Source organism: Pseudarthrobacter linnaei, from assembly GCF_055412825.1.
This window is the reverse complement of sequence record NZ_JBVAYX010000004.1, coordinates 229,823-249,593: the sequence shown is the minus strand read 5'-3', so window position 1 is coordinate 249,593 and position 19,771 is coordinate 229,823. Positions and strand designations below refer to the sequence as shown.

At 67.0% G+C, this 19,771-nt stretch carries 22 protein-coding genes and 1 riboswitch; of the genes, 7 read left to right on the top strand and 15 right to left on the bottom strand.

All coding sequences use genetic code 11. The annotated features are described in order from the left end of the window. Positions 1 to 30: 30 nt before the first annotated feature. Complete coding sequence (locus ACZYZ3_RS06385; RefSeq protein WP_463963002.1) at positions 31 to 780, bottom strand: lipoate--protein ligase family protein; 750 nt, start codon at positions 778 to 780, stop codon at positions 31 to 33. A 16-nt stretch (positions 781 to 796) separates the two neighbouring features. Between ACZYZ3_RS06385 and ACZYZ3_RS06380 the strand changes: the two genes are divergently transcribed. Continuing rightward, positions 797 to 1,180, top strand: coding sequence for a DUF2177 family protein (locus tag ACZYZ3_RS06380; RefSeq protein WP_463962980.1), 384 nt, complete (start codon positions 797 to 799; stop codon positions 1,178 to 1,180). Positions 1,181 to 1,289: 109 nt separating this feature from the next. Here ACZYZ3_RS06380 and ACZYZ3_RS06375 read toward each other — a convergent pair whose 3' ends face one another. Both ACZYZ3_RS06375 and ACZYZ3_RS06370 read right to left on the bottom strand, forming a co-directional pair. Beyond that, entirely contained in the window at positions 1,290 to 2,093 is an 804-nt protein-coding gene (locus ACZYZ3_RS06375) for a thioesterase family protein (RefSeq protein ID WP_463962979.1), read from the bottom strand. A gap of 229 nt (positions 2,094 to 2,322) precedes the next feature. Beyond that, complete coding sequence (locus tag ACZYZ3_RS06370) at positions 2,323 to 3,099, bottom strand: type 1 glutamine amidotransferase domain-containing protein (RefSeq protein WP_463962978.1); 777 nt, start codon at positions 3,097 to 3,099, stop codon at positions 2,323 to 2,325. A 264-nt stretch (positions 3,100 to 3,363) separates the two neighbouring features. Between ACZYZ3_RS06370 and ACZYZ3_RS06365 the strand changes: the two genes are divergently transcribed. Together ACZYZ3_RS06365 and ACZYZ3_RS06360 are read left to right on the top strand one after the other, a co-directional pair. Further along, positions 3,364 to 4,074, top strand: coding sequence for an endonuclease/exonuclease/phosphatase family protein (locus ACZYZ3_RS06365; RefSeq protein ID WP_463963001.1), 711 nt, complete (start codon positions 3,364 to 3,366; stop codon positions 4,072 to 4,074). 53 nt (positions 4,075 to 4,127) lie between these two features. Next, positions 4,128 to 5,780: a SulP family inorganic anion transporter gene (locus ACZYZ3_RS06360; protein ID WP_463962977.1), complete on the top strand. Its 1,653-nt coding sequence runs from the start codon at positions 4,128 to 4,130 to the stop codon at positions 5,778 to 5,780. 19 nt (positions 5,781 to 5,799) lie between these two features. Here the strand turns inward: ACZYZ3_RS06360 and ACZYZ3_RS06355 are convergent, their stop codons facing one another. Genes ACZYZ3_RS06355 through ACZYZ3_RS06345 form a run of 3 tightly spaced genes read right to left on the bottom strand, consistent with a single transcriptional unit; the run spans position 5,800 to position 8,783 of the window. After that, on the bottom strand, positions 5,800 to 7,512 hold the full coding sequence (locus ACZYZ3_RS06355; protein ID WP_463962976.1) for a DUF5671 domain-containing protein: 1,713 nt from the start codon (positions 7,510 to 7,512) through the stop codon (positions 5,800 to 5,802). Beyond that, positions 7,512 to 8,084: an LpqB family beta-propeller domain-containing protein gene (locus ACZYZ3_RS06350; RefSeq protein ID WP_463962975.1), complete on the bottom strand. Its 573-nt coding sequence runs from the start codon at positions 8,082 to 8,084 to the stop codon at positions 7,512 to 7,514. The genes ACZYZ3_RS06355 and ACZYZ3_RS06350 overlap by 1 nt, the downstream gene beginning before the upstream one ends. 42 nt (positions 8,085 to 8,126) lie before the next feature. Beyond that, positions 8,127 to 8,783 carry a DedA family protein gene (locus tag ACZYZ3_RS06345; RefSeq protein ID WP_463962974.1) on the bottom strand — a complete coding sequence of 219 codons (657 nt, stop codon included), beginning with the start codon at positions 8,781 to 8,783 and terminating at the stop codon, positions 8,127 to 8,129. A gap of 140 nt (positions 8,784 to 8,923) precedes the next feature. Here ACZYZ3_RS06345 and ACZYZ3_RS06340 point away from each other — a divergent pair, with 140 nt between their 5' ends. Continuing rightward, positions 8,924 to 10,381 carry a DUF5129 domain-containing protein gene (locus ACZYZ3_RS06340; RefSeq protein WP_463962973.1) on the top strand — a complete coding sequence of 486 codons (1,458 nt, stop codon included), beginning with the start codon at positions 8,924 to 8,926 and terminating at the stop codon, positions 10,379 to 10,381. A gap of 5 nt (positions 10,382 to 10,386) precedes the next feature. On the opposite strand, the gene ACZYZ3_RS06335 is transcribed toward ACZYZ3_RS06340, so the two are convergent. The 4 genes from ACZYZ3_RS06335 to ACZYZ3_RS06320 all read right to left on the bottom strand — a co-directional run bounded on the left by ACZYZ3_RS06335 (position 10,387) and on the right by ACZYZ3_RS06320 (position 13,198). After that, positions 10,387 to 10,578 (bottom strand): DUF1918 domain-containing protein, encoded by a 192-nt coding sequence (locus ACZYZ3_RS06335; protein ID WP_463962972.1) that lies wholly within the window; start codon positions 10,576 to 10,578, stop codon positions 10,387 to 10,389. Between the two features lie 61 nt (positions 10,579 to 10,639). Beyond that, entirely contained in the window at positions 10,640 to 11,638 is a 999-nt protein-coding gene (locus tag ACZYZ3_RS06330; RefSeq protein ID WP_463962971.1) for a serine hydrolase, read from the bottom strand. Positions 11,639 to 11,807: 169 nt separating this feature from the next. Continuing rightward, positions 11,808 to 13,001, bottom strand: coding sequence for a type II toxin-antitoxin system HipA family toxin (locus ACZYZ3_RS06325; RefSeq protein WP_463962970.1), 1,194 nt, complete (start codon positions 12,999 to 13,001; stop codon positions 11,808 to 11,810). Continuing rightward, positions 13,001 to 13,198: a helix-turn-helix transcriptional regulator gene (locus ACZYZ3_RS06320; RefSeq protein WP_463962969.1), complete on the bottom strand. Its 198-nt coding sequence runs from the start codon at positions 13,196 to 13,198 to the stop codon at positions 13,001 to 13,003. The genes ACZYZ3_RS06325 and ACZYZ3_RS06320 overlap by 1 nt, the downstream gene beginning before the upstream one ends. 239 nt (positions 13,199 to 13,437) lie before the next feature. Here ACZYZ3_RS06320 and ACZYZ3_RS06315 point away from each other — a divergent pair, with 239 nt between their 5' ends. Beyond that, a complete protein-coding gene (locus ACZYZ3_RS06315; RefSeq protein WP_463962968.1) occupies positions 13,438 to 14,025 on the top strand; it encodes a dihydrofolate reductase family protein in 588 nt (195 codons plus the stop codon). A gap of 57 nt (positions 14,026 to 14,082) precedes the next feature. Here the strand turns inward: ACZYZ3_RS06315 and ACZYZ3_RS06310 are convergent, their stop codons facing one another. After that, positions 14,083 to 14,820 carry an NlpC/P60 family protein gene (locus tag ACZYZ3_RS06310; RefSeq protein WP_463962967.1) on the bottom strand — a complete coding sequence of 246 codons (738 nt, stop codon included), beginning with the start codon at positions 14,818 to 14,820 and terminating at the stop codon, positions 14,083 to 14,085. A 4-nt stretch (positions 14,821 to 14,824) separates the two neighbouring features. Then, a riboswitch (cyclic di-AMP (ydaO/yuaA leader) is annotated at positions 14,825 to 14,995 on the bottom strand. A gap of 201 nt (positions 14,996 to 15,196) precedes the next feature. Here ACZYZ3_RS06310 and ACZYZ3_RS06305 point away from each other — a divergent pair. Then, positions 15,197 to 15,466, top strand: a complete 270-nt coding sequence (locus tag ACZYZ3_RS06305; protein WP_463962966.1) for a hypothetical protein — start codon at positions 15,197 to 15,199, stop codon at positions 15,464 to 15,466. Between the two features lie 678 nt (positions 15,467 to 16,144). On the opposite strand, the gene ACZYZ3_RS06300 is transcribed toward ACZYZ3_RS06305, so the two are convergent. The 4 genes from ACZYZ3_RS06300 to ACZYZ3_RS06285 all read right to left on the bottom strand — a co-directional run bounded on the left by ACZYZ3_RS06300 (position 16,145) and on the right by ACZYZ3_RS06285 (position 18,956). Beyond that, positions 16,145 to 16,810 carry a dihydrofolate reductase family protein gene (locus ACZYZ3_RS06300; RefSeq protein WP_463962965.1) on the bottom strand — a complete coding sequence of 222 codons (666 nt, stop codon included), beginning with the start codon at positions 16,808 to 16,810 and terminating at the stop codon, positions 16,145 to 16,147. Positions 16,811 to 17,081: 271 nt separating this feature from the next. Then, positions 17,082 to 17,921, bottom strand: coding sequence for a DNA alkylation repair protein (locus ACZYZ3_RS06295; protein WP_463962964.1), 840 nt, complete (start codon positions 17,919 to 17,921; stop codon positions 17,082 to 17,084). A 56-nt stretch (positions 17,922 to 17,977) separates the two neighbouring features. After that, positions 17,978 to 18,298, bottom strand: a complete 321-nt coding sequence (locus ACZYZ3_RS06290) for a GYD domain-containing protein (RefSeq protein ID WP_463962963.1) — start codon at positions 18,296 to 18,298, stop codon at positions 17,978 to 17,980. A gap of 199 nt (positions 18,299 to 18,497) precedes the next feature. Then, positions 18,498 to 18,956, bottom strand: coding sequence for a universal stress protein (locus ACZYZ3_RS06285; protein WP_463962962.1), 459 nt, complete (start codon positions 18,954 to 18,956; stop codon positions 18,498 to 18,500). 257 nt (positions 18,957 to 19,213) lie between these two features. On the opposite strand from ACZYZ3_RS06285, the gene ACZYZ3_RS06280 reads away from it, so the two are divergent. Next, positions 19,214 to 19,771, top strand: a complete 558-nt coding sequence (locus ACZYZ3_RS06280) for a hypothetical protein (protein WP_463962961.1) — start codon at positions 19,214 to 19,216, stop codon at positions 19,769 to 19,771.

Genomic DNA, 19,771 nt, shown 5'->3' with positions numbered 1-19,771 from the left:
TGGATCTGCCATTCACAGCCTGCGCCGGTCTCAGCCGAGCAGGCTGCCGAAGTCGCCGTAGGCCAGGGTGGCGTAGCGGGCGTAGGCGCCCATCACGGCCGCCTCGATGGCGTCCACGTCCAGGTGCGGGACAAGGTCGTTGACGGCGCCCGCAGTGGCCGGGTCCCAGTCCAGGCCAAGGGCGGCGTAACTGGCCTCCAGCACCGCGCGGATCGGGGCTGAGTTCTCCACCACGATGACGGAGCTGAACAGCCAGCCGCCGGCCACCACCCGCTGGGCGGTGCCGATCAGCTTGAGCTGGTGCTGCGGAAATTCCGGGTCCTGCCCGTGCACGCTGAATTCCCCGGGGCAGTACTCGCCGGGGATCTCCCCCACCGCGGCGTCGACGCCGGCGCTGCGCAGGGCACTGGCCAGCAGCTCGCCGAAGAACGAAAACCGCCTCTTGGCCCCGGCGATCGCGTCCGTGTCCGGTTCCAGGTGATCGATCACGAGGGTCCCCTGATGGTACGCGGCGGCGCGTCCCCCGGCCTTGCGGACCAGCGGTTCGAAGCCCAGTCTGCGGCAGGCCTGCGCAGCCGCGTCAAAACCCGGCAGGTGCGTGTCCCGCTGACCGAAGGCCACGGTGGGCGCCGGCCGGTAAAGCCGGAGCATGGGACCCATACCGCCGGTTTTGACCTTCCGCAACAGTTCCAGGGCGAGATCCAGGTCCGCGGCGGCGCCCAGGGTTTCCTCCTGCCGGAAAATCGTCAGCGTCCGCGCTGCGCCTGCGGCCTGCCGCATCTTGTTATGCTCCCCTATGGTCATTTTGCAGTTCCTCGTCGTAGCCGCCGCGTTCGCCGTCATCGATTCCGTCTGGCTCAAGTCAATGAGCAAGTTCTACCGGCGCCATCTGGGGCACCTCATGGCAGACAAACCCCATCTAGGGTACGCCGTCGTCTTCTATGTCCTGTACGTCGCAGGGATCGTCTTCTTCGCCCTCCAGCCGGCGCTCGACGGCGGCAGCTGGCTCACGGCGCTCGGCTACGGCGCTGCGCTGGGCACCTTCGCCTACGCCACCTACGACCTCACCAACGCAGCCACCCTGAAGAACTGGCCGCTCATTATCGTCGTCGCGGACATCGCCTGGGGTGCCGTCCTGACGGGCCTGGCCACCGTGGTCGGCTGGGTGGTCTTCCACTAGGCTTCAGCCGGGACCGGCCCGCGGCAGCCGGTTGCCCGGCACCGGCCCGCGGCAGCCGGTTGCCCGGTTGCCCGGTTGCCGCGGCACTACCGGCGGGACCGGCCCAGCACTAGGACTTCCGGAGCGTCAGGATCTGCTCGGCGCGGCCGAACGGGCCGGTGAGGTCGTGGAGCACGGTCGAGGTCAGGCCAATCCCGTCCGTGCCGAAGGAGACCTCGTTGTCCAGCCCCAGCCACTCCCCTTCGGGGCGCCGGTACATGTGGATCTGGAGGTCCAGGTTGGGGAAGGAGTAGCTGCCCTTTCCCGGGGGAACCCGGGCGGCGATACCGTTGGCGGTGTCCACCAGGCCGACCAGCCGGGCAAGGTCACTGCTGTCCTTCCTGTCCGTCAGCGGGTGCCCGGTGTGCAGCCAGACCGTGCCCGACCCGGCGCGGTGCCCGTCGGCGATCCGCATTTCCAGGGACGCGATGTAGCCGCCCGGCCAGATGGTCGCGGCGTCATACGGTTCGCAGTCCTCCGGCGCGGGAATTCTGGGATCCTCAAATGCCGCGATGGCGCTGGTGTCGGAGGTGATCATCCGCCACGCCGTGGCGCGGATCGCGGTGCGGCCGCCCGCGGTCAGCTCAGCCTGCACCAGTTCGATCGTCCTGCCCGGGCGGAGCGTCGTGGTGACGACTTCGAACTCCCCGCCGGGAATCAGGCCAAGTATCTCGTAGCTCAGGCGGGCCATCCGCATGTCGTCGCGGGGCTCATGCCGGTCCAGGCAGTCGGCCATGATGCCGGAGGCAGGAGCCATATGCTGCTCGTGCTCATTCCAGGCGCCCTGGGCGTGGATGGTGGAGCGGAAACGCCCCCCGCCCAGTACCTCATAGTAGAAATCGCCCTCGGCTAGCACCGGTAGTTCAGCAGTCAATGTCTGCCCTTTCGCGTGGCTGGTAATCCCAGAACACACTATCGCTTCCGCGCCGGCGGCAGGCCCACCGCACGACGACCGACGGCTCACCGAGGGCATCACCGGCCGCTACAAGCCGGACAGGCCGATGCCGCGCCTGCCTAAACCCGTGCCCGGAACAGCGCAGACACTGCGCAACTGACGGCCACCCCGTCGTCGGGGTGGCCGTCAGTTCAGTGCCCTGTTGGGGCTAGTGCTCCGCTTCTGCGGCAGCCTTCTTGGCGTTTTTCTCGGCGTCCTTCTCGGCGCGCAAAGCCTCGGTCTCGTGCTGTTCCTCGGCCTTTTCCTGATGGATGACCTCTGCGAAGAGCTTCTCCATCTCCTTGGCAACGCCAGCGGCCGAGGCCGGGTTCTGGCCGGTCACCAGCCGCTCGTCAACCACGACCTTCTCCTCGAAGACATCAGCGGAGACGTGGGTGGCGCCCTGTTCCTCAAGTCGGTCTGCCAAGAAGAACGGGATCACCTTGTCCTTCCCTGCGGCAACCTCCTCGTCGTTGGTGAAGGCGGCCACCTTCCGGCCCTCGACGAGGCGGAACCCGTTCTCCAATTCCACGTTCAGCAGGCCGGCCGGTCCGTGGCAGACAGCGCCCACCAGGCCGCCGGCGTCGTAGACGCTGGCCACCAGATTCTGCAGGCCTTCGCTGTCCGGGAAGTCCCACATGGTGCCGTGCCCGCCCACGAGGAAGACGGCGTCGTACTGGTCGGGATCAACAACGTCGACGCGGGCCGTGTTGTAGAGACCGGCGCGCGTGGTCTCGTCCTCGGTAAAGGCAACCTGGATGGGATCTTCCGCGTCCACCTCGTCGCGCGGAGGCTGGCCGCCCTGGATGGACGCGAAGTCGACGAAATGCCCGGAATCCTTGAAGACCTTCCAGGGATGTGCAGCTTCGGCCACGTTGTAGCCGGTCTTCTCTCCCGTATCGCCGATCTCGGAAACGCTGGTCAGTACCATGAGGATTTTCTTCATGAAGTGCTCCTATCATCTAAATTCCACCCTACGCCTAGCCCGTCCCAGTTCCTTGGAACCGGGGCACGGAAATGGGCACACCCCACAGGATTGGCTACCGGCACGTCTAGGGTCAGGCTGTCGGCACGATTTTGCGCCGGCTTTGACGGCGGACGCGTGAAGGGGACCCTTCCCCGCGGATCGGGATCGTCTCAGTTCAGACGTCGACTGGGTAGACTCGGAATCAGACTTTCCACGACTATCCACCGAAGAGGTGCTCCCCTGATTCGAGTCATCAGCTACAACCTGCGAAAGCACCATGCCATCGGTGAGTTGGTTGATCTGGCCCGCAATTTTGAGATTGATGCCTTGTGTCTCCAGGAGTGCGACACGAACGACCTCCCGGACACCATTGGTGACCTTCACCTTGCCGACGCCACCAAAGGCAACCGGCTGGGCCTGGCGATCTACTACCGCATGGACCGGTTCACCGCGTATGAAACGAAGACCTTTGCCCTGAAGAAATCGTTGCACGACCGCGTCCTTTCCCCCGCGCACGAACGGCTGATCGGCACCCGGGTGATCGACAATGAGACGGATCACGACCTCGTCATCGCGTCGTTCCACGCGGCCCCCCTGACGGCGTCGAACTCGCTGCGGCGGAACCAGATCCACGCCGCACACGCGGAACTGCTCAGCATGGGTGGCGGCCTGATGTCCCTGATGGTGGGCGACTTCAACTACCCCTTCTTCACCAAGAACCTCACGGCCAAGATGAAGGATGCCGGCTACGACCTGACCCTCAGTGACCGGCGGACGTACACGCGCTACAAGGTCTTCAAGGGCCACTTCGATTTCGCCACCTCCCAGGGGCTTAACATCGAAAATGTCGAAACCCTGCCGCGTGGGGCCTCGGATCACCTCCCCATCCTCATCTCGGCGGAGTACGGCCAAGACGCGCCGGCGGCTGGCGACTCCGCAGCCCCTGCCGCGTAGCCAGGGCCACCGTGCGCGGCGCCAGGGCACTGAAACTACCGCCCGGCCTCAGAATGATGCGGGACTATGAACGGCCCTGGCTGAAATCTGACCTTGCCTCCGGCGCCGCCCTCAGCGCGTTCCTCATTCCGGCCGGCATGGCGTATGCCGAGGCCGCCGGGCTACCGGCCGTCACGGGCCTCTACGCATCGATCATCCCCTTGCTCGCTTATGCGGTCTTCGGGCCATCGCGGGTCCTGATCATTGGCCCGGATTCCAGCCTGGCACCGATGATCGCCGCCGCCGTCCTGCCTCTCGCGGGCAAGGATCCGGACCAGGCGGTGGCCCTCGCCGGTCTTCTGGCGCTGCTGATCGGCGCCCTGCTTCTGGCCGGCAGGGTTTTCAGACTGGGGTTCGTGACCGGGCTGCTGTCCAAACCCATCCGGGTTGGCTACCTCAACGGAATCGCCATTGTCATCATGGTGAGCCAGCTGCCCAAGCTGCTTGGCGTGTCGGGCACCGCCGGCTCACTGATCGACATCGCCTCCGGGACCGCGCAGGCCGTGGCCCAGTGGGCCATCAATCCTTTGGCGTTTCTGTTCGGTGCCGGAACTATCGCCATCATTGTGGTGTGCCGCTTCCTGCCCCGGAAGCTCCCCGGGGTGCTGATCGCCGTCGTGGCCGCCACGGCGCTGACGGCCGTCCTGGACCTGACGGCGGCGCTCCCCACCGTGGGTGCCCTGCCCCAGGGCCTGCCGGCTCCTGCCCTCGGCGGAATCAGCCTGGAGGACGTCATCGCCCTGCTCGGGCCGGCGGCCGGCATCGCCCTGATCGCCTTCGCCGATACCACGGTCCTCTCGAAGAGCTTCGCCGCCCGGAGCGGGGTCCAAGTCGACGGCAACCAGGAGATGGGGGCACTCGGCGTGGCGAACGTGGCCAGCGGCATCTTTGGCGGTTTTCCCATCTCCGGCAGCGCCTCACGCACACCGATCGCCGTCGAGGCCGGCGCCAAGAGCCCCCTAAGCGGCGCCGTTGCTGCCGCCCTGGTGGCGCTGTTCATGATTCTGGCGCCCGGGCTGACGACCTACCTGCCCTCCAGCGTGCTGGCCGGGGTCGTGATGGTTGCCGCGGCGTCGATCCTGGATCTCAAGACGCTCCTCCGGCTGCTTAAAATGAGCCGGACCGAGGCCGCCCTGCTGGTCGCGACCTTCCTGGGCGTCGCCTTTGTGGGCGTCCTTGAAGGCATTGTGGTTGCGATCGGCCTGTCCCTGATCGCTTTCGTGGTGCGTGCCCTGGACCCATACCGCACCGAGCTGGGCAGTGTGGGGGACGTGCCCGGGTACCACGACCTGAGCCGGCACCCCGAGGGCCAGCGCATCCCCGGCCTCGTGATCGCACGCTTCGACGCACCGCTGTTCTTCGCCAACGGCACCGTCTTCACCGAACATATCCGGACGCTCGTGGCCAACGCCCCGGCGCCAGTGCGGTGGGTGATCGTGGCCTCGGAGGCCATCACCGGCCTGGACACCACCGCCCTGGATGACCTCGTGGCCCTCGACGACGAACTCGCCAAGCGCGGCATCAGCCTGGTCTTCGCCGAAATGAAGGGCCCCATCAAGGACCGCCTGATCCTGTTCGGCGTCAGCAGCCGGTTCGGGCCGGACCACTTCTTCCCCACCGTCAATAACGCGGTGCGCAGCTACAAGAGGACGTTCGAGCTGGAATAGGAGCCAGGGTTCCGGCTCCTCAGCCCTGCAGCGGAATCACTTCGATCCTGCCGTCCTGGCTGACCGTCACGAGCACCCGGTTTCCTCTTACACCCTCAAGCGCCTCGGCCAGCCGGCCAGCCAGCTGGCCGGGGTGGGCAATGGCACCGGCCCCGACGTCGGCAGCGGCAGCGGCAGCGGCACCGGCACCGGCCCCGACGTCGGCCCGCCTCCAGACGGTAACCCTGGCCCCGGTGACGTCCTCGATGGCCTGGCGCAGCGGTGCAGGATCAGTGCCGGTCACCAGGACCACGTGACCGATGGTCCGCTTCCGGACGGGCCCCGCCGCCGCGAAAACGGCACGTTCATGGCGCCACACCGCGAAGTGGTAGCCGGCGACGAGGGCGGTGGCCACCAGCAAACCGAGCGGGGCCCGGATCCTGTCCACCACGCTGCCGCCCGAGATGTCGCCCAGGACGTACTCGAACATCCGGTAGCCGATGACCAGCAGGGTGATGACCGCGACCACGGCGCTGAGACCGAACACCACAATCAGGTAGATCCGGCGGGCGTTCTGCCAGTTCCCGGTATCGCCGGCAGGGCCGGCCGTCGTCACGGAGGTCCTCTCCAGCGGCTTCCAGCTGAGCCACCAGACCAGGCCGCCCACCAGGAGCGAACTGATGCCGCCGAGCAGGAGGGTGCGTGCCCCCGAGCCTGCAAGCGGGGTCGCCGCCATGGCGAGGGCGGCGTTCACGATCACGCCGATCCCGGAGGCAGCGGCCACCAGGGCGACGCCGGACGTCACCAGCCGGCTCCCCTGCCGGATGGCTTCCGAACTTCCACGGGCCAGCCCGCGGTGGTAAACCCAGACCAGTGACCCGATCGCTGCGGCAGCAATCGACGGCGCCAGCGGTTCAAGCAGCAGGTCCATCGGTTCGGTGCGGTCGAAGGCGAGCCGCAGCAGGACGAATACCGTGACCCCCGCCCCGCCGAGGGTCAGCACGCCGGCGCCGAGGACCCCGACCGCGATGAGGCCGACGCTGGCGAGATCGCCGCGCAGCCGCCGGCCGCCGTCGTGCTTCCAGTGCCACCACCAGACCAGCCCGCCGCCCACGGCCCAGACAAGGGACTGCAGTGCGGAGACCCACCAGGGCTTGCCCACCGCCGCGGCGGCCAGCGCCCCCCGCAAAGCGGCGTCCAGCAGGACGGACAGGGCTGAGATGGCGCCGCTGACCCCAATCACCAGCCCGATGTAGCTGCTGAGAACCGTGGGGGCGTCAGCTATGTCCACGGGCCGCTTGCGGGGATGCCGCCACATCCACCGGTGCCAGACCCAGACGGCTGCCCACACCAGCCCGGTGGCCAGAGACGGGCGCCACTGCAGCGACTGGCCGCCGATCAGCGTGGTCAGTGTGCTGAGCAGGTTGCTCGTCGCCAGAACCAGGGAGAGCACATAGGCGCCGGTCACATACAGGCCCCAGCCGACGGACGCCCGCTCCGTCTCGTCGCCCAGGCGCCGCCACACCACCCACCAGAGCAGCGCGGCGAGCGGTCCGCCGATCAGGGCGAAGGCCAGCGAGCGCGCCAGGCCGGCCACGTCTCCGGTGGCCAGCACGGTGTCCGCAACGAGGAGCCGCCCCAGCAGTCCGCTGAGCCCGACGGCCGCGATCACCACGAGGGCGAAGAGCAACAGGTAGGTGATGAGGCGCCGGACGGTCCGTTGCGCTCCGCCCACGGCGGAGTCGGCGCTCATCACTTCACCGCCCCGTCATGGCACACCGTCAGCTGCCAGGGAGCCCTGTCGATTAGCCATTTGTCCCTTATCTTGACCAGGTCAAAACCGTCCTCGATCTGGTACTCGGCACTTCCGAACGGCCCGCCGCCTTCAGAGACGGTTATCAACACCAAGACGTCCGCCGAGGCTGGCCGCTCGGTCGTTGAGACAAGGGTGACGCGGAGGTTGTCCCCCGCCATCCGCTCCATGTTCGTGCTGCAGCGGTTCTTGGCCGCGTCCGTCAGGTAGGCGGCGGCAGCAGTCTCGTCCCCGGCAATCACGGCGGCGGCATACCGCTGGACCACCCCGGCGGGGGTGGCCTCGTCCACCGGCGCCGGGTCGCCGCGGGTAAACACGACAATCAGTGCGACAACCACGATCACGGCAATCGCGGCCAGAATGGCGAGCAGGGTGCGGTCCGGCCGGCGCGGTTCTGCGGCCGGTCCTGTTGCTGGTTCCGTTGCCGGTCCCGCCTCCGGCGGCGGTGCGGCTGCTTCAGGCGCGGCCGGTTCTGGTTGGTTGGGTTCGGGTTCTTTCGCCGCTGGACTCATGCAGTCAGTTTGTAGCAGGCAGTGCCCGTCGTCACGGTGTCTTTAGGCCCCATTCGGCCCTGACCTGCTGTTTCGCCGCCGTCGGAAGCCCCGCACGATGAGCAAGCCGACGGCGACGGCCAGTGCGGCATAGACGGCGTAGTTGAGGAACCGTGAGTATTCGTCGATGAGCCGGTACTGGGTCCCGAGCAGAGCCCCCAGCCCGATCAGCAGCCCGTTCCAGATTCCGCTCCCCGCGACCGTGAACGCGCTGAACGTGCCAAGGTGCATCCGCTCGGCTCCGGCGGGCAGCGAGATCAGGCTGCGCACGCCCGGGAGCAGCCTGCCGAAGAAGATCGCAGACCTGCCATGGCGGCTGAACCAGGCGGCGGCCGTTTCAAAGTCTTCGCGGTCCATGAGCGGGAGCCTCGATAACCACCGGATGGACCGCTCGAGCCCCATCCGCGCCCCGAGCCAATACAGCAACAGCGCGCCCACATAGGCACCCAGCGTGCTGGTGACCAGGACAAGAGCCATGTTCATGGTCCCCTGCCGAGTGAGAAACCCGGCCAAGGGAAGAATGACCTCGCTGGGAATCGGCGGGAGGACCGTCTCCGCCAGGGTGAAGAGCCCCACGCCCCACTCGCCGAACGCGTCAACGGCACGCGCGGCAAAACCGACCAGGCCGTCCATCTCGTCGACCGGGGTGGTGGGTGTCATGACTGCCCCGGCCGTTCAGGAACCTCGAACACTGCCGCATTCCCCTTCCACGTCGGACGTGGCAAGCCTAGCCGAAAAGAGGGGCACGGGGTCGGCGCGGGCACGTCGACGCCGCATGCGCCAGGCGCTACGCTCGGAAAATGGGAATCGTACGGAAAGTCCTGGGCCTCCTCGTTCTGGTGATGATCGGGCTGGTGGGTACCGGACCGGCGGCGCAGGCCGTCACTCCGGGGGACATCGTCGTGGAGGACCGGGCCGGGGTGCTGGACCGGAACACGCTCCTGCCGGCGGTGCAGGCGATCGAGTTCTACCAGCCCACCAAGGTGGCCGTCTATACCCATAACGGTTCGGCGTCGGACAACTTCAACGAGGAGGTGCTGCGCTTTGCCCGCTCCGAGCATCCGGAGTGGATCAGCGAAGACGGACAAAAGTGGGCGAACGGGCTCTTCATCTTCGCCCTGGACCCGGTGGGCCGGCACGTGGGGACGTACATGGGTGAGGACCGGAAGGTCTCGCCCGAACAGCGCGAGGACATCCAGGACGCTTCCAAGGAACTTTTTCGCGACGCCCAGTGGACGGACGGCACCATCGCCGGGATCCAGCGCGGCGCGGAACTGATCAATCAGCCGTGGTACCGCTCCACGGCCTTCCTGGTCGTGGCGTGGTCCAGTGCTGCTGCCGCCGTCGCGGGCGCCGGAACGTGGCTGATAGTGCGCTGGCGGACCCGGGTGGACAGCCGCAAGGCGCTGGCCCGCGGCAGCGCCAGCTACTCCAACGTCAGCATGGACCTCCAGGTCACTGAGCTCAACGCCGGCACCATCCCGGAGGCCTCCCGCTACGGCAGCACCGTCCTCGAGAAGCACCGCACCTTTATGGCCAAGTACAACACCGCCACCGGCCTCGCCAACCGGGTCCATGCGCTCTCGCCCCGGGATCTCAGCAGGCGGCCGAACCTGAAGCTGATCCGCAGCTACGCCGACGCCGCGGCGGAGCTTGATGCCCTCGACGACGTTATCGCCGACACCAACGCCCTGCTTAACCGGGGCTCCGCCTGGGCCCCCGCCTGGGACCGGCAGCTTGCCCCCTTCCGCGCCGACCTGGCCGCGATCGAACAGATGCTCAGCAAGCGCAACGCCGAGGGCGACTCCGCGACGGCCGCGGCCCTGCGCTCCTTCCGCGATGAGACCCACCGGGAGATCGAGCGGTGGACCACGGAACTTTCGGACGGAACCATCACGCCCGAGACCGCCCTGGACCGGCTGCGGGACGGGCGCACCCACCTCTCCGAACTGCTCAAGAACCATGCCGATACCGTGATTGCCGGCTTCGCCAAGGACGAGAAGGAGGCCCGGCTCATGCACCGGGAGATGGAGGACGCACAGGCCGGCAGCAAGGCCAAGTACGGGCGCACGTACGAGCCCAGCATCCTGGGGACCGTGTACCCCTCCTACTACTTCCTCTCCGTGCCGACGTTCAACTCCGGCTTCACCAGCGGTGTCAGCAGTGTCAGCAGCGCCCGGGGCGGCGGCGGCAGCAGCACAGGCTACGGCAGCAGCGGCGGAAGCTTCTCCGGCTCCGGCAGTTCGTCGAGCTTCTAGCGCGGTCAGGCGCCCTTGCTGCGTTCGACGACGAAATCGCCGCCGGGAAACAAGATGGTCTCATGGCCGTCGTCAAATCTGACGTGATAGGGCGGGGCCCCGTCGGCCCCCTTGACCTCCAGGATTTCGCCGTGCCGGTCCGATGACTCGACCGTAGTGCCACGGATGATGATGCGGTCTCCCTGGGCTGCTTTCATGGCATTCATTTCCCTTCTCCAGCGTACGGTTGTGTGTGCTTCCGGTGAACGGCCGCTTTCGTCAAAAGAGTCCGGCGGCGACTGTGTTGGTAAGTTCGTGGAAGACGCGGGCCCGGGCAGCCGCCCCGTCCCGGCCCAGCGTGTAGACGACAAACACATACGCCCGATCCCCCTGCACCAGGATGCTTGCGTCGTGCAGATTGCCGTTGAGCAGCCCGTACTTGTGGAAGACGCTGACCCCTGCAGGTGCGGCGGCCGGGATCAGTGTTTCGTAGTTGGTCTTCTGCATGTAGGACAGCAGCTGGGCGGTGTTGGCGGCGTTGAGCAGCCGGCCGCTGTACAGCTCGGACAGAATTCTTGCCATCTCGGCGGGGGTCAGGGCGTTCACGGTCCGGTCATAGGGAATGTCCATCGAGGCGGCATAGTTGGTCAGCCCCTTGTGGCCCACGGCGGCGAGGATCAACGCCCATGAATTGTTGTTGCTTTGCTGGATCATTTGCCGGATCTGCTGGCCGGCGGTGGATTCCCCCATCGGGGTCCCCAGCGAGGCCTTGCCGGTTTCCACCAGGTGGTAATACGCGGCTGCGGCGAGGACTTTCGCGGTGCTCGCCGCCACGAACTTGGTCTTGACCCCGTATTCGTGCACATCCCCGTCAGCCACATCGATCAGGGCCACGCCCACCTGGGAGCCGCTGTTGGCCGCGATCACGGCCTTAATCTCCGCGTCCAGCGCCGGTCCGATGGCGGGCGCGGGGGGCGTGGCGACGGCAGGCGTCGAGGGTGCTGCGGACGGCGTCGCGCCGCCGGAGGCGGACAGCGGCTCGGCGGCACCTGCTGGGGCGGACACCGACGCAGCCGGCGCAGCCCCGGCGCCGAGAGGATCCCTGGCCTGCATGGTGCCGTAAACAGCCCCGGCTGTGATCAGGCCGAGGACGGTCACCAGTGCAATCAGGAACTGCGGGCGGATCCCGCCCGTGAACCGCAGGCGCGGCCCGCCCCGGGCTGACTCTTGTGTGTGCCGGACGCTGCTGTAGTGCCGGCCGGGTCCCCAGGATTCCACCGGCCTCAACCCCGGAACAGCAACGGGGGCGCGACGTCGGCTGACGCCACAGGCAGGCTGGTGGGCATGCTTATCCTCCGAAAGTAACGAACCGCGGCGCGGCTTCAAATTTCCTGCATTCTTCTCCCGGCCGGGCCGGAGCACAAGTGGCCACGCCCGCGGGGCCGGATCAGCCGGCCAGCTCCCGTCGACGGAACCGGAGTTCCCGCAGGGCCCCGTGCAGCGGGGACCCCGTGAAAGGCAACTCCTCCAGTCTAATCCCGGCGGCCGCGGCAAGCGCGGTCCGGTTCGCTGCGAGGGCGGCCCGCACCGGCAGGCCCAGCGAACCTGCCAGCTCCGCCCAGTGTCTGGCCCTGAGGTGGCGGGTCTTGCCGGAGACCGGCAGCGCGAGGGTTTCGTCCCCGTACAGCAGGGTGCACGGGACATCGAAGACCGGGGCCATCACGAATCCGCGCGGGCTGCCCAGGACCGCGAGGTTTTTCGCGTGCAGGTCCCCGTTGCCGGTCAGCCAGGCAAAGACGAACTGCAAATACAGGTTGCGGCTCGCGAGCAGCGGAGCGGTACACACAGCGGCGAGTGCCCTTGCCACCTCCTCGGAGCTGACGCCGTACTTGGACGCTGGCGGCAGGCCCAGGACCTGGGTCCCGTCCTCCAGCGGCAGCCGGACCCAGGTTCCGGCCGGGCCTTTGACCCGGTCGAAGCGTTCGACCAGCAGCCCCCGCAGGCCGTTCCGGTCCCGGATGACCGAGTATCTGGCGACCGGGATCTTTAGCGCCCGCGCCCCTTGCAGGTGCGCGGCCTCGTTCTCCACCAGGTGGGGATGTTCCGGCGGGTCCAGTTTGAGCAGGTAGCGGTGGCCCCTGACCGCCAGGGGCGTGGTCAGCATCGAGGCGCTGGTCTTGCGCTGGACTCCGGGCAGCCCGTGGAGGTCCACGGCGTCGACCAGGAGGGAGAAGTCAAGCGTCTCCGGCTTCGAGGTATCGGCCAGGGCGGGCGGGTCCGCCGGGCGCTCGCCGGCCGGCACCACCTGGACGTCGCCGGGGACGTCGGCCCCGACAGCCAGCAGCAGGGTCAGCTCATCGTCAAAGCTGGTCTTGGTCGCGTTCTTCAGGACGGTGAGCCGGTGGCCCTCGGGAAGCAGCCCGGCGAAGAACGCCGGCAGCGCACCCCCGGGGGTTTCCACCGCATCCCCGGTCAGCGGGAGGGAGACAGCCACGGCCGGACCGCTGCCCGCGAGGTACTCCGCGGTATAGCTGAACCGGACCCCGCCGAACCCGGTCCGGCCGAGGTGGCCGGCGAGGATCCCGCCCTTGTAGACGTCCGCGTCCCGGACGAACTTCAGGTCCTGCAGCTCGGCCGCCATCAGCGCACTGTCAGCTGCAGGCCCAGGACGTCGCTTACGGCCACCACGGCCCGAAGCGAGGGGTTGCCCGTCCCGGTCTCGATGGCGCGTACGGTGCGCACCGAGGTCCCGGCCAGGTGGGCCAGGTCCTCCTGCGTGATGCCGGCATCCTTGCGGGCGTTCCGGATGCTGGCTCCAATCGACAACACATCACCCATTGGGCTTCTCCATTCGGCAGGATGTTGCCGGTTGCGGCTGACCACTCCTCCTATCGTGGCGCGGACGTCCATTTTCGGCAAGATGCTGCCGGTGCGGCGCCCGTGGCCCGCTCGGCGGCGGCGGGTCCTGCGGACGGCAATATGCTGCCGCCCGGCGTCGGACGGTCCCTCCCCTGCCGCGGCGGCAGGGTGCGGCGTACGCTGGAACCCCGGCCGGCAGTGAACCGAAGGAGCCCGTCATGCGTAAGGTCGTCTTTATGATGCAGGTGTCCCTGGACGGATTCTTCGAGGGCCCGGAGCAGGATCTGAGCTGGCACCTGGTCGATGATGAACTGCACCGCCACTTCAACGACGAGCTCCGGACCATGGGCGCTTTCCTGGACGGGCGCGTCACCTATGAGCTGATGGCCGACTTCTGGCCGACGGCGGACCAGGACCCCTCCAGCCCCGCCCCGCTGGTCGAGTTCGCGGGGATCTGGCGGGACATGCCCAAAATTGTCTACTCCAGAACCCTGGCGTCGGCCGGCTGGAACACCGAGGTCGTGCACAACGTCATCGCCGAGGAAGTGGCCAGGCTCAAGGAGGAACCCGGCGGGGATCTGGCCCTGGGCGGCGCCGATCTGGCGGCGTCGTTCCGGCGGCTCGGGCTGATCGACGAGTACCGGATCTATGTGCACCCGGTCCTGATCGGACTGGGCAAGGCCCTGTTCCAGGAGATGGATGCGGTGACGCCGCTCAGGCTGCTGGAGACCCGCACCTTCGGCAACGGCGTGGTGCTGCTGCGGTATTCAGTGGAGCCGGACGCAGGGCACGCAGAAGGCCGGTGATCGGCTGCCCCCGAGGCAACCGATCGACCGGCCTTCGACGTGCTGCCAGCGGTGCTGCTAGCCGGCGCGGACGAACGTCACTGGGCCCGTGGCGGTCAGCCAGGACATCGGGTGCGTCATGGTGGCGTTGACGCCGTTCATGCCGCCGCTGATGGCCTGGCCGTTGCCGGCGTAGATGGCGACGTGACCGGACTGGACGATGATGTCGCCGGGCTGGGGTGCCGCGACGACCTTGCCATACTTCAGGAAGGCCTGCGGGCCGATGTCGCCCACCGGGATGCCGGCAGAGTTCAGGGCCTTTTCCACTACCGCGGTGCAGTCCTGGGTGATGCCGATCTGGCCGTACGCCACGGCCAGCAGGGTGGCGTTCACTCCACCCGCTGCCGGGGCAGCGGCGGGGGCGGGGGCGGCCTGGACCTTCACGGTCGCCTTGGCGGCGGCAGCCGGGGCGGGTGCTGCCGGGGCGGGTGCTGCCGGGGCCTTCGGAGCGGCCACGGGCTTGGGCGCCTCGATCACGGGCGCCGGGGTCGTCTCCACGACCGGGCGCTCGAAGGTGATCTGCACCGCGGAGTCCGCCAGGACCGGCGCGGAGACCTGACCCTTGACGTCAACGGACGACGCCGGTGCGGAGTCGCGCTCGGTCGGAGCGTCGGCTGCATTCGCGGCCATGGCGCCGCTGAGCACCATTCCGGAAGCGGCTACAAGTACTGCGGCCTGGCGGCCAACGGTGCCGGCGGTGCGGCGTTTGCTGCGAAGATCGGCGCGTTTGGGCGCACGGGTATTGACAAAAGTCATTAAAAGAACCTCTCCCAATGCCTGCGAGGTGAGCTGTCGGATTCGGATGGGAGGCACCCGGCCGCACGCTGGCCCGTTCATGACGGGCCGTGCGGCTTCACCCCAAGACCCCTGGAGAACAGCGGGTCAAAATTGGTTTCCCCGTCTCTGCCGGACGTTGCTGCGAGTTATCCCCAGGCCGCGGCAGAGTTAGGCAATCGGCTGGGAAGAGCCCGTCTCGGAAACAACAGGCACCTAACAACGGTAACGGAATGATTACGGGCTGTCACATCCAGCTCAGGCCGGCCAGTGGTCGCCGTAGTGCGAGGACGCCGCCGGAACCGGCCCCAGGCATAGGATGATGCCATCACCGTTCCCCCGAAGCGGAGGCCCGAAAATGAACAGTCCCGACGTCACCAGGCACTGTGTCGCCATTTGCCAGCTGAGCAGTCAGCCGCCGGAGGACTTCAGTGTCAACACCGAACTGCTGGTGCTGGAAAACGGGGAGGTTCATGTCTCCACCTGGGACGCTGAACCCCGCGACGGAGGCTTCGACGTGCATGTCCTGAACGACCGCGTGGACGCCCTCGGCTTTATGGTGATCACCGACTGGGAGTTCTTCGACGAAAAGGCCTATGCCGTGGTGGAACGCCGGCCGGGAAGCTAGGCCCCATCCCATTCCGGCGGCAGACCCTGATAAACCTCCGGTTCCGATCTCCGGCGGGATTTTGGCGTCCTGCAGGCGTCATTTGATGACGCCCTGCCGGTAGGAAGTGGAAAGTATTATCGGAACGGCCACAGGTGTGAACCGTAGCGGTATTTGGCATTGTTCCGTGAGACCGAAATGGCAGGTCCGGGACAATGCTGGTCAATTAGTTGGACGCAAACCATCGACTAGTTGGACGCAAACCACCGACGAAAAGGTTGTGGCCGCCGCGTCTGCCCCCGCGGTTCTCATGTTGGCCCTGGCCAGACGGGTCTTCAGCATTCCGTGCACCGACTATCGGATCGATCGAGGGCACCGAGACCGGAAAGTTAATCCTGCGCCCAAGGGAATATTCAAAGTCCCGACGCCGCTATGGCCGCAACGACGATGGCTGAGCCAGCAAGTTTGTTGAGTCGACCGGTTTTCGCGCGAGCAGACACGGATGATAAAGAAATTGCGTTTCCCCCAACTTTGTTAGGGGGATTGATTCTAACCGCAGCCTGCTGCCGAGTGAATGCCCCATGAGGGAGCGATAGATACCGTTTCATGGAACAGAAGCAGAGGGCAAGTGATCTATGGACGGTCGTTCGTGACGGCTTGGGTCCCCCCTCGCTGGCATGCCAGAGCAACTCCCTGCAACTAGACGACTCGGTCGCGCCGGGCGAAGGTCAGGTGGATGACGCCGCTGGGTGAGGGTGCTGCCTCGATGTGGAAGCGTTGCTCGAGTCCTTCGAGGCGGTCCCAGAGTCGCTCGCCGCGGCCGAGGAGGATCGGCACGAGGACAATGTGCATCTGGTCGATCAGATCAGCTTCAAGGAACTGGCGGATCGTGGTGACGCCGCCTCCGATACGCACATCGCCGCCGGGCGCGAGGGCCAGTGCCTGCTCAAGCGCTTCGGCGGGTTCGGCGTCCACGAAGTGGAAGGTGGTGCCGCCGTTCATGGTCAGTGGCGGGCGCGGGTGGTGGGTGAGGATGACCACCGGGGTGTGGAAGGGCGGGTTGTCGCCCCACCAGCCCTGCCACGCCTCGTCGGCCCACGGGCCGCGCTGAGGCCCGAACTTGTTGCGGCCCATGATTTCCACGCCGATGCCGGGGGCCCACCGGCTGGCGAAGGTTTCGTCGATTCCGTTGGAGCCCTCCTCCTTCTCGCCATTCAATGCCATCTGCTTAATGGAGTGCGTCGGAAGGGCCCATTGCATCAGGCGTATCCCGGCGTGCCCGAAGGGTGCGTCCAGCTCCTGCCCCTCACCGGTACCGAATCCGTCGAGCGAGACGGAGAAGTTGTGAACGCGAACGAGTGACATGGTGCTCCCTGGTCGTGGTCGGGCGCCGGAGGCGACGCGCGAAACGGTCAGCCTCAACCGCTGGCAGTCTGCAATCGCTGCGCCGACCGTAGCGCAGGGTGCTGGAAACCTGCAAGCAGTTTCCGGAGGTGCATGGTGCCAAAACCGCGGTCGGGCTGACCGTTGGAGCGTCCTGGTGCTGCGTGATGGGATGTTGGCGGTCGCCGCCAACTCCGTGAGTTTCAGTCCGGGTCGAAGGAAGGGATCGCCCAGGACATCCTTGCTGACCGTCTTAGGAGGCTCGCCGACGCGGGACTCCTAACCCGTGACGCTGCCCGTGACGGCCAGCGGGCGCGGTACTCCTCACCGAGGCAGCCCTCCAAATCGTGCCCGTGTTCGCGCAGCTCACCAACGCCACAGCCGGTCGGCCCCAATTGGATCGGCAATAACAGCGAACTGACGGCACCGGCGTATTCGACGGCTCAGAATTCCAGATCCGGGCGGTGCCTGGCCGTCTCGGCAAGCACGAGGGAGACCGCCCCGGCGGCGACCCCGCCGTCCTCGTCCTCGTGGTTCTGCCGGCCGGCGCCGGCAGCACCAGACGGGCGTGGCGCACGAACCGGGGCCAGTCCCCCGTGCCGGCCCGGAGAGCGCGGAGCGGGGACAGCAGGGCGGCCCGGCGCAGCCAGACGTCGGGATCCCGCGCCCACCGGTCCAGGACACTGTCCGCGCGCACCCTGCCGACGACGTCGAGCCCCTCGATCAGGGGACCAACAACGTCGATGGCGAGCGGATCGACGAGGGCGGCCAGCCGTGCGCTCCGTACGAAGCCCTCGATCCGGGTCAGGTCCGTGTTCGTCAGCAGGCTGACGCGGGATTGCAGGAGCACGACGGCGGCGAGGCGGCGCTCGTAGACGGGCACCTCCCACAGCTCGGAGCTGAGCGCGGTGACGTCATCGTGCGGCAGCCCCGGGTGGCGGCGGAGGGCATCGCGGACCGTTCCACGCACGGCTCCGACGGATGTGCCGTAGTACCGGTGGCCGCCGCCGTGACGTGCCTCGGCCTCCTCCGCGCGGCTCCACGACGACTCACGCTGAAGCGCGAGATCTATGAAGTCGCCGGGATCGCTCATGGGGATATTCTCCCGCATACCGCGGCTCCGGAGGCTGCAGCCTGTGCCCGGCGCCCCTACTGCCCGGGTGCCCGGTAGCTCGGTGTTTTCTTCGCCGCGTCGTCAAGATCCTCCAGCGTCATGAGCGGTTTCAGACGCACATTCACGGATCCCGTCGAATTGATCATGAGCGACAGCGCAGCGGCGTCGGAGGGCTCCGGGACCTCGAAGACGCCCAGCACGTCGGTCTCCCCGAAGGCGTAGTAGAAGCACTCGAGCGAGCCTCCGACGGATTTGAGGGCGTCTACGAGCGCATCGCGGCGCTTTGTTCCGCCTTCGCGCATGAGGCCTTTAACGCCCTCGCCCACGTAGTTCGCTTCGAACAGATACTTGGCCATGGTTCTTTTCCGTCCCTTAATGTCCAGGATTCGGGCACCCGCAGGTGTGTCCAGATATCGTGGCGGGCGGGTCCCGGAGTTGGTCCCCAGAGTGGGGCTGTGGCCACATCCTAGGCTCTCGCGTCGCGCCATTACAACGGTTTGCGGGTTGAGTTGCCGGCCCCAGACACCGACCCGGGTTGCGCCGGCCGTTCGCAGCCTAGGAAGCCTTAGGCCGGACCACGAGGACAGGACACGGTGCATGGGTAGTAATCTGGGTGGCAGCCGATCCCAGGTCCAGGCCGGGAAAACCGCCGTGCCCGCGAGCGCCGACGACGACAAGATCCGCGTCCTTGGCGGCCTTGATTATTGCTGACGCCGCAGAATCACTGTGAACGATCTGCCCGGTGGCGGCCGCCCCCTCCTTTTCAGCGGTCTTCAGGGCATCGGCCTGGACCGTCTCGGCGATTTGTTGTGGGGAATCCTCGGTTACGATCTCGCCGGCGGCCGTTTCGAGTACTGCCGGAAACCAGGACAGCGGCGGCTTGCTCCAGACCGTGACCAGACGGATCTGGCCGTTGCGCAGCTTGGCTTCGTCCATGGCCCACTTCAGTGCATTTTGCGAATTCCTGGAACCGTCAAAACCAACCACAATCACGAACGAGCCTGTACTGGTCATTGTCTTTCCAATCCCTAGCCTCGGGGCAGCCTGGATCTTTCAGTCTCGATGACCGTGAAAGTCAGTGTCAAGGTCCGCGCAATCGCCGTGGACCCCCCTGAGGTTCCCGGCAAAGTTGAACCACAGACCCTATGACAACGCGCACGGAGCCTCTAGTCTCTTGCCATGGGAGTTGGGGGCGGATGTCGGCGGCGGGATTCCCGCCGTCATGGGCGGGATTGCGTGGGCCGCGCGGCGCGACGGCGTGCGAGCGGCTCATGAAGACCGACACATCCCCTGGCCATGACAATTACGACGCCTTTCTGGCGAGGCTGGACGCTGCCACAACAAGCTTGAGCACGCGGGCGGCGTCGCTGGAGAAGGCACTGGCGGCCGTTTCGTTGCTCCTGGGCCCTTACGAATCCGCCGTCACGAACTGGGAACGACGGCGACTCCACGTCAGCGGGCAACTCGACCGGCACTCCGGGTCGCCGCAGTCCTACACCGCACTGGGCGAACTCCACGACGTGGCGGTCAACATGGAAGCGATGTTCCGGGACCGTGCCCAGCGCATCAGGGACAAGTTATCGGCCCTGCAAGGTCGCCGCGAGGCAATCGAGAGGTCACTGCTGGAACTGGAACTGAGCAGGGACAAACTGGCGTCGTCCCGGCTGCTTTCAGAGGACCGCGAAAAACTCAGCGCGGTCTTTTCCGCCCTCGCCGGTCCCACCGTGACCACCTCGGCCCTGCCCGACCGGGGCCTGCTGAGCGATCTCAGGGAAGCACGCAGGGCGGTCGTCCTGGCGGAAGCGCTGATGGAAGTGAAGGGGTACTAA

Coding starts and splice junctions, on each gene's coding strand:
- ACZYZ3_RS06385 (WP_463963002.1), bottom strand. CDS start 780: ATGCGGCAGGCCGCAGGCGCAGCGCGGACGCTGACGATTTTCCGGCAG.
- ACZYZ3_RS06380 (WP_463962980.1), top strand. CDS start 797: ATGGTCATTTTGCAGTTCCTCGTCGTAGCCGCCGCGTTCGCCGTCATC.
- ACZYZ3_RS06370 (WP_463962978.1), bottom strand. CDS start 3,099: ATGAAGAAAATCCTCATGGTACTGACCAGCGTTTCCGAGATCGGCGAT.
- ACZYZ3_RS06360 (WP_463962977.1), top strand. CDS start 4,128: ATGATGCGGGACTATGAACGGCCCTGGCTGAAATCTGACCTTGCCTCC.
- ACZYZ3_RS06355 (WP_463962976.1), bottom strand. CDS start 7,512: ATGAGCGCCGACTCCGCCGTGGGCGGAGCGCAACGGACCGTCCGGCGC.
- ACZYZ3_RS06350 (WP_463962975.1), bottom strand. CDS start 8,084: ATGAGTCCAGCGGCGAAAGAACCCGAACCCAACCAACCAGAACCGGCC.
- ACZYZ3_RS06345 (WP_463962974.1), bottom strand. CDS start 8,783: ATGACACCCACCACCCCGGTCGACGAGATGGACGGCCTGGTCGGTTTT.
- ACZYZ3_RS06340 (WP_463962973.1), top strand. CDS start 8,924: ATGGGAATCGTACGGAAAGTCCTGGGCCTCCTCGTTCTGGTGATGATC.
- ACZYZ3_RS06335 (WP_463962972.1), bottom strand. CDS start 10,578: ATGAAAGCAGCCCAGGGAGACCGCATCATCATCCGTGGCACTACGGTC.
- ACZYZ3_RS06325 (WP_463962970.1), bottom strand. CDS start 13,001: ATGGCGGCCGAGCTGCAGGACCTGAAGTTCGTCCGGGACGCGGACGTC.
- ACZYZ3_RS06320 (WP_463962969.1), bottom strand. CDS start 13,198: ATGGGTGATGTGTTGTCGATTGGAGCCAGCATCCGGAACGCCCGCAAG.
- ACZYZ3_RS06315 (WP_463962968.1), top strand. CDS start 13,438: ATGCGTAAGGTCGTCTTTATGATGCAGGTGTCCCTGGACGGATTCTTC.
- ACZYZ3_RS06310 (WP_463962967.1), bottom strand. CDS start 14,820: ATGACTTTTGTCAATACCCGTGCGCCCAAACGCGCCGATCTTCGCAGC.
- ACZYZ3_RS06305 (WP_463962966.1), top strand. CDS start 15,197: ATGAACAGTCCCGACGTCACCAGGCACTGTGTCGCCATTTGCCAGCTG.
- ACZYZ3_RS06300 (WP_463962965.1), bottom strand. CDS start 16,810: ATGTCACTCGTTCGCGTTCACAACTTCTCCGTCTCGCTCGACGGATTC.
- ACZYZ3_RS06295 (WP_463962964.1), bottom strand. CDS start 17,921: ATGAGCGATCCCGGCGACTTCATAGATCTCGCGCTTCAGCGTGAGTCG.
- ACZYZ3_RS06290 (WP_463962963.1), bottom strand. CDS start 18,298: ATGGCCAAGTATCTGTTCGAAGCGAACTACGTGGGCGAGGGCGTTAAA.
- ACZYZ3_RS06285 (WP_463962962.1), bottom strand. CDS start 18,956: ATGACCAGTACAGGCTCGTTCGTGATTGTGGTTGGTTTTGACGGTTCC.
- ACZYZ3_RS06280 (WP_463962961.1), top strand. CDS start 19,214: ATGAAGACCGACACATCCCCTGGCCATGACAATTACGACGCCTTTCTG.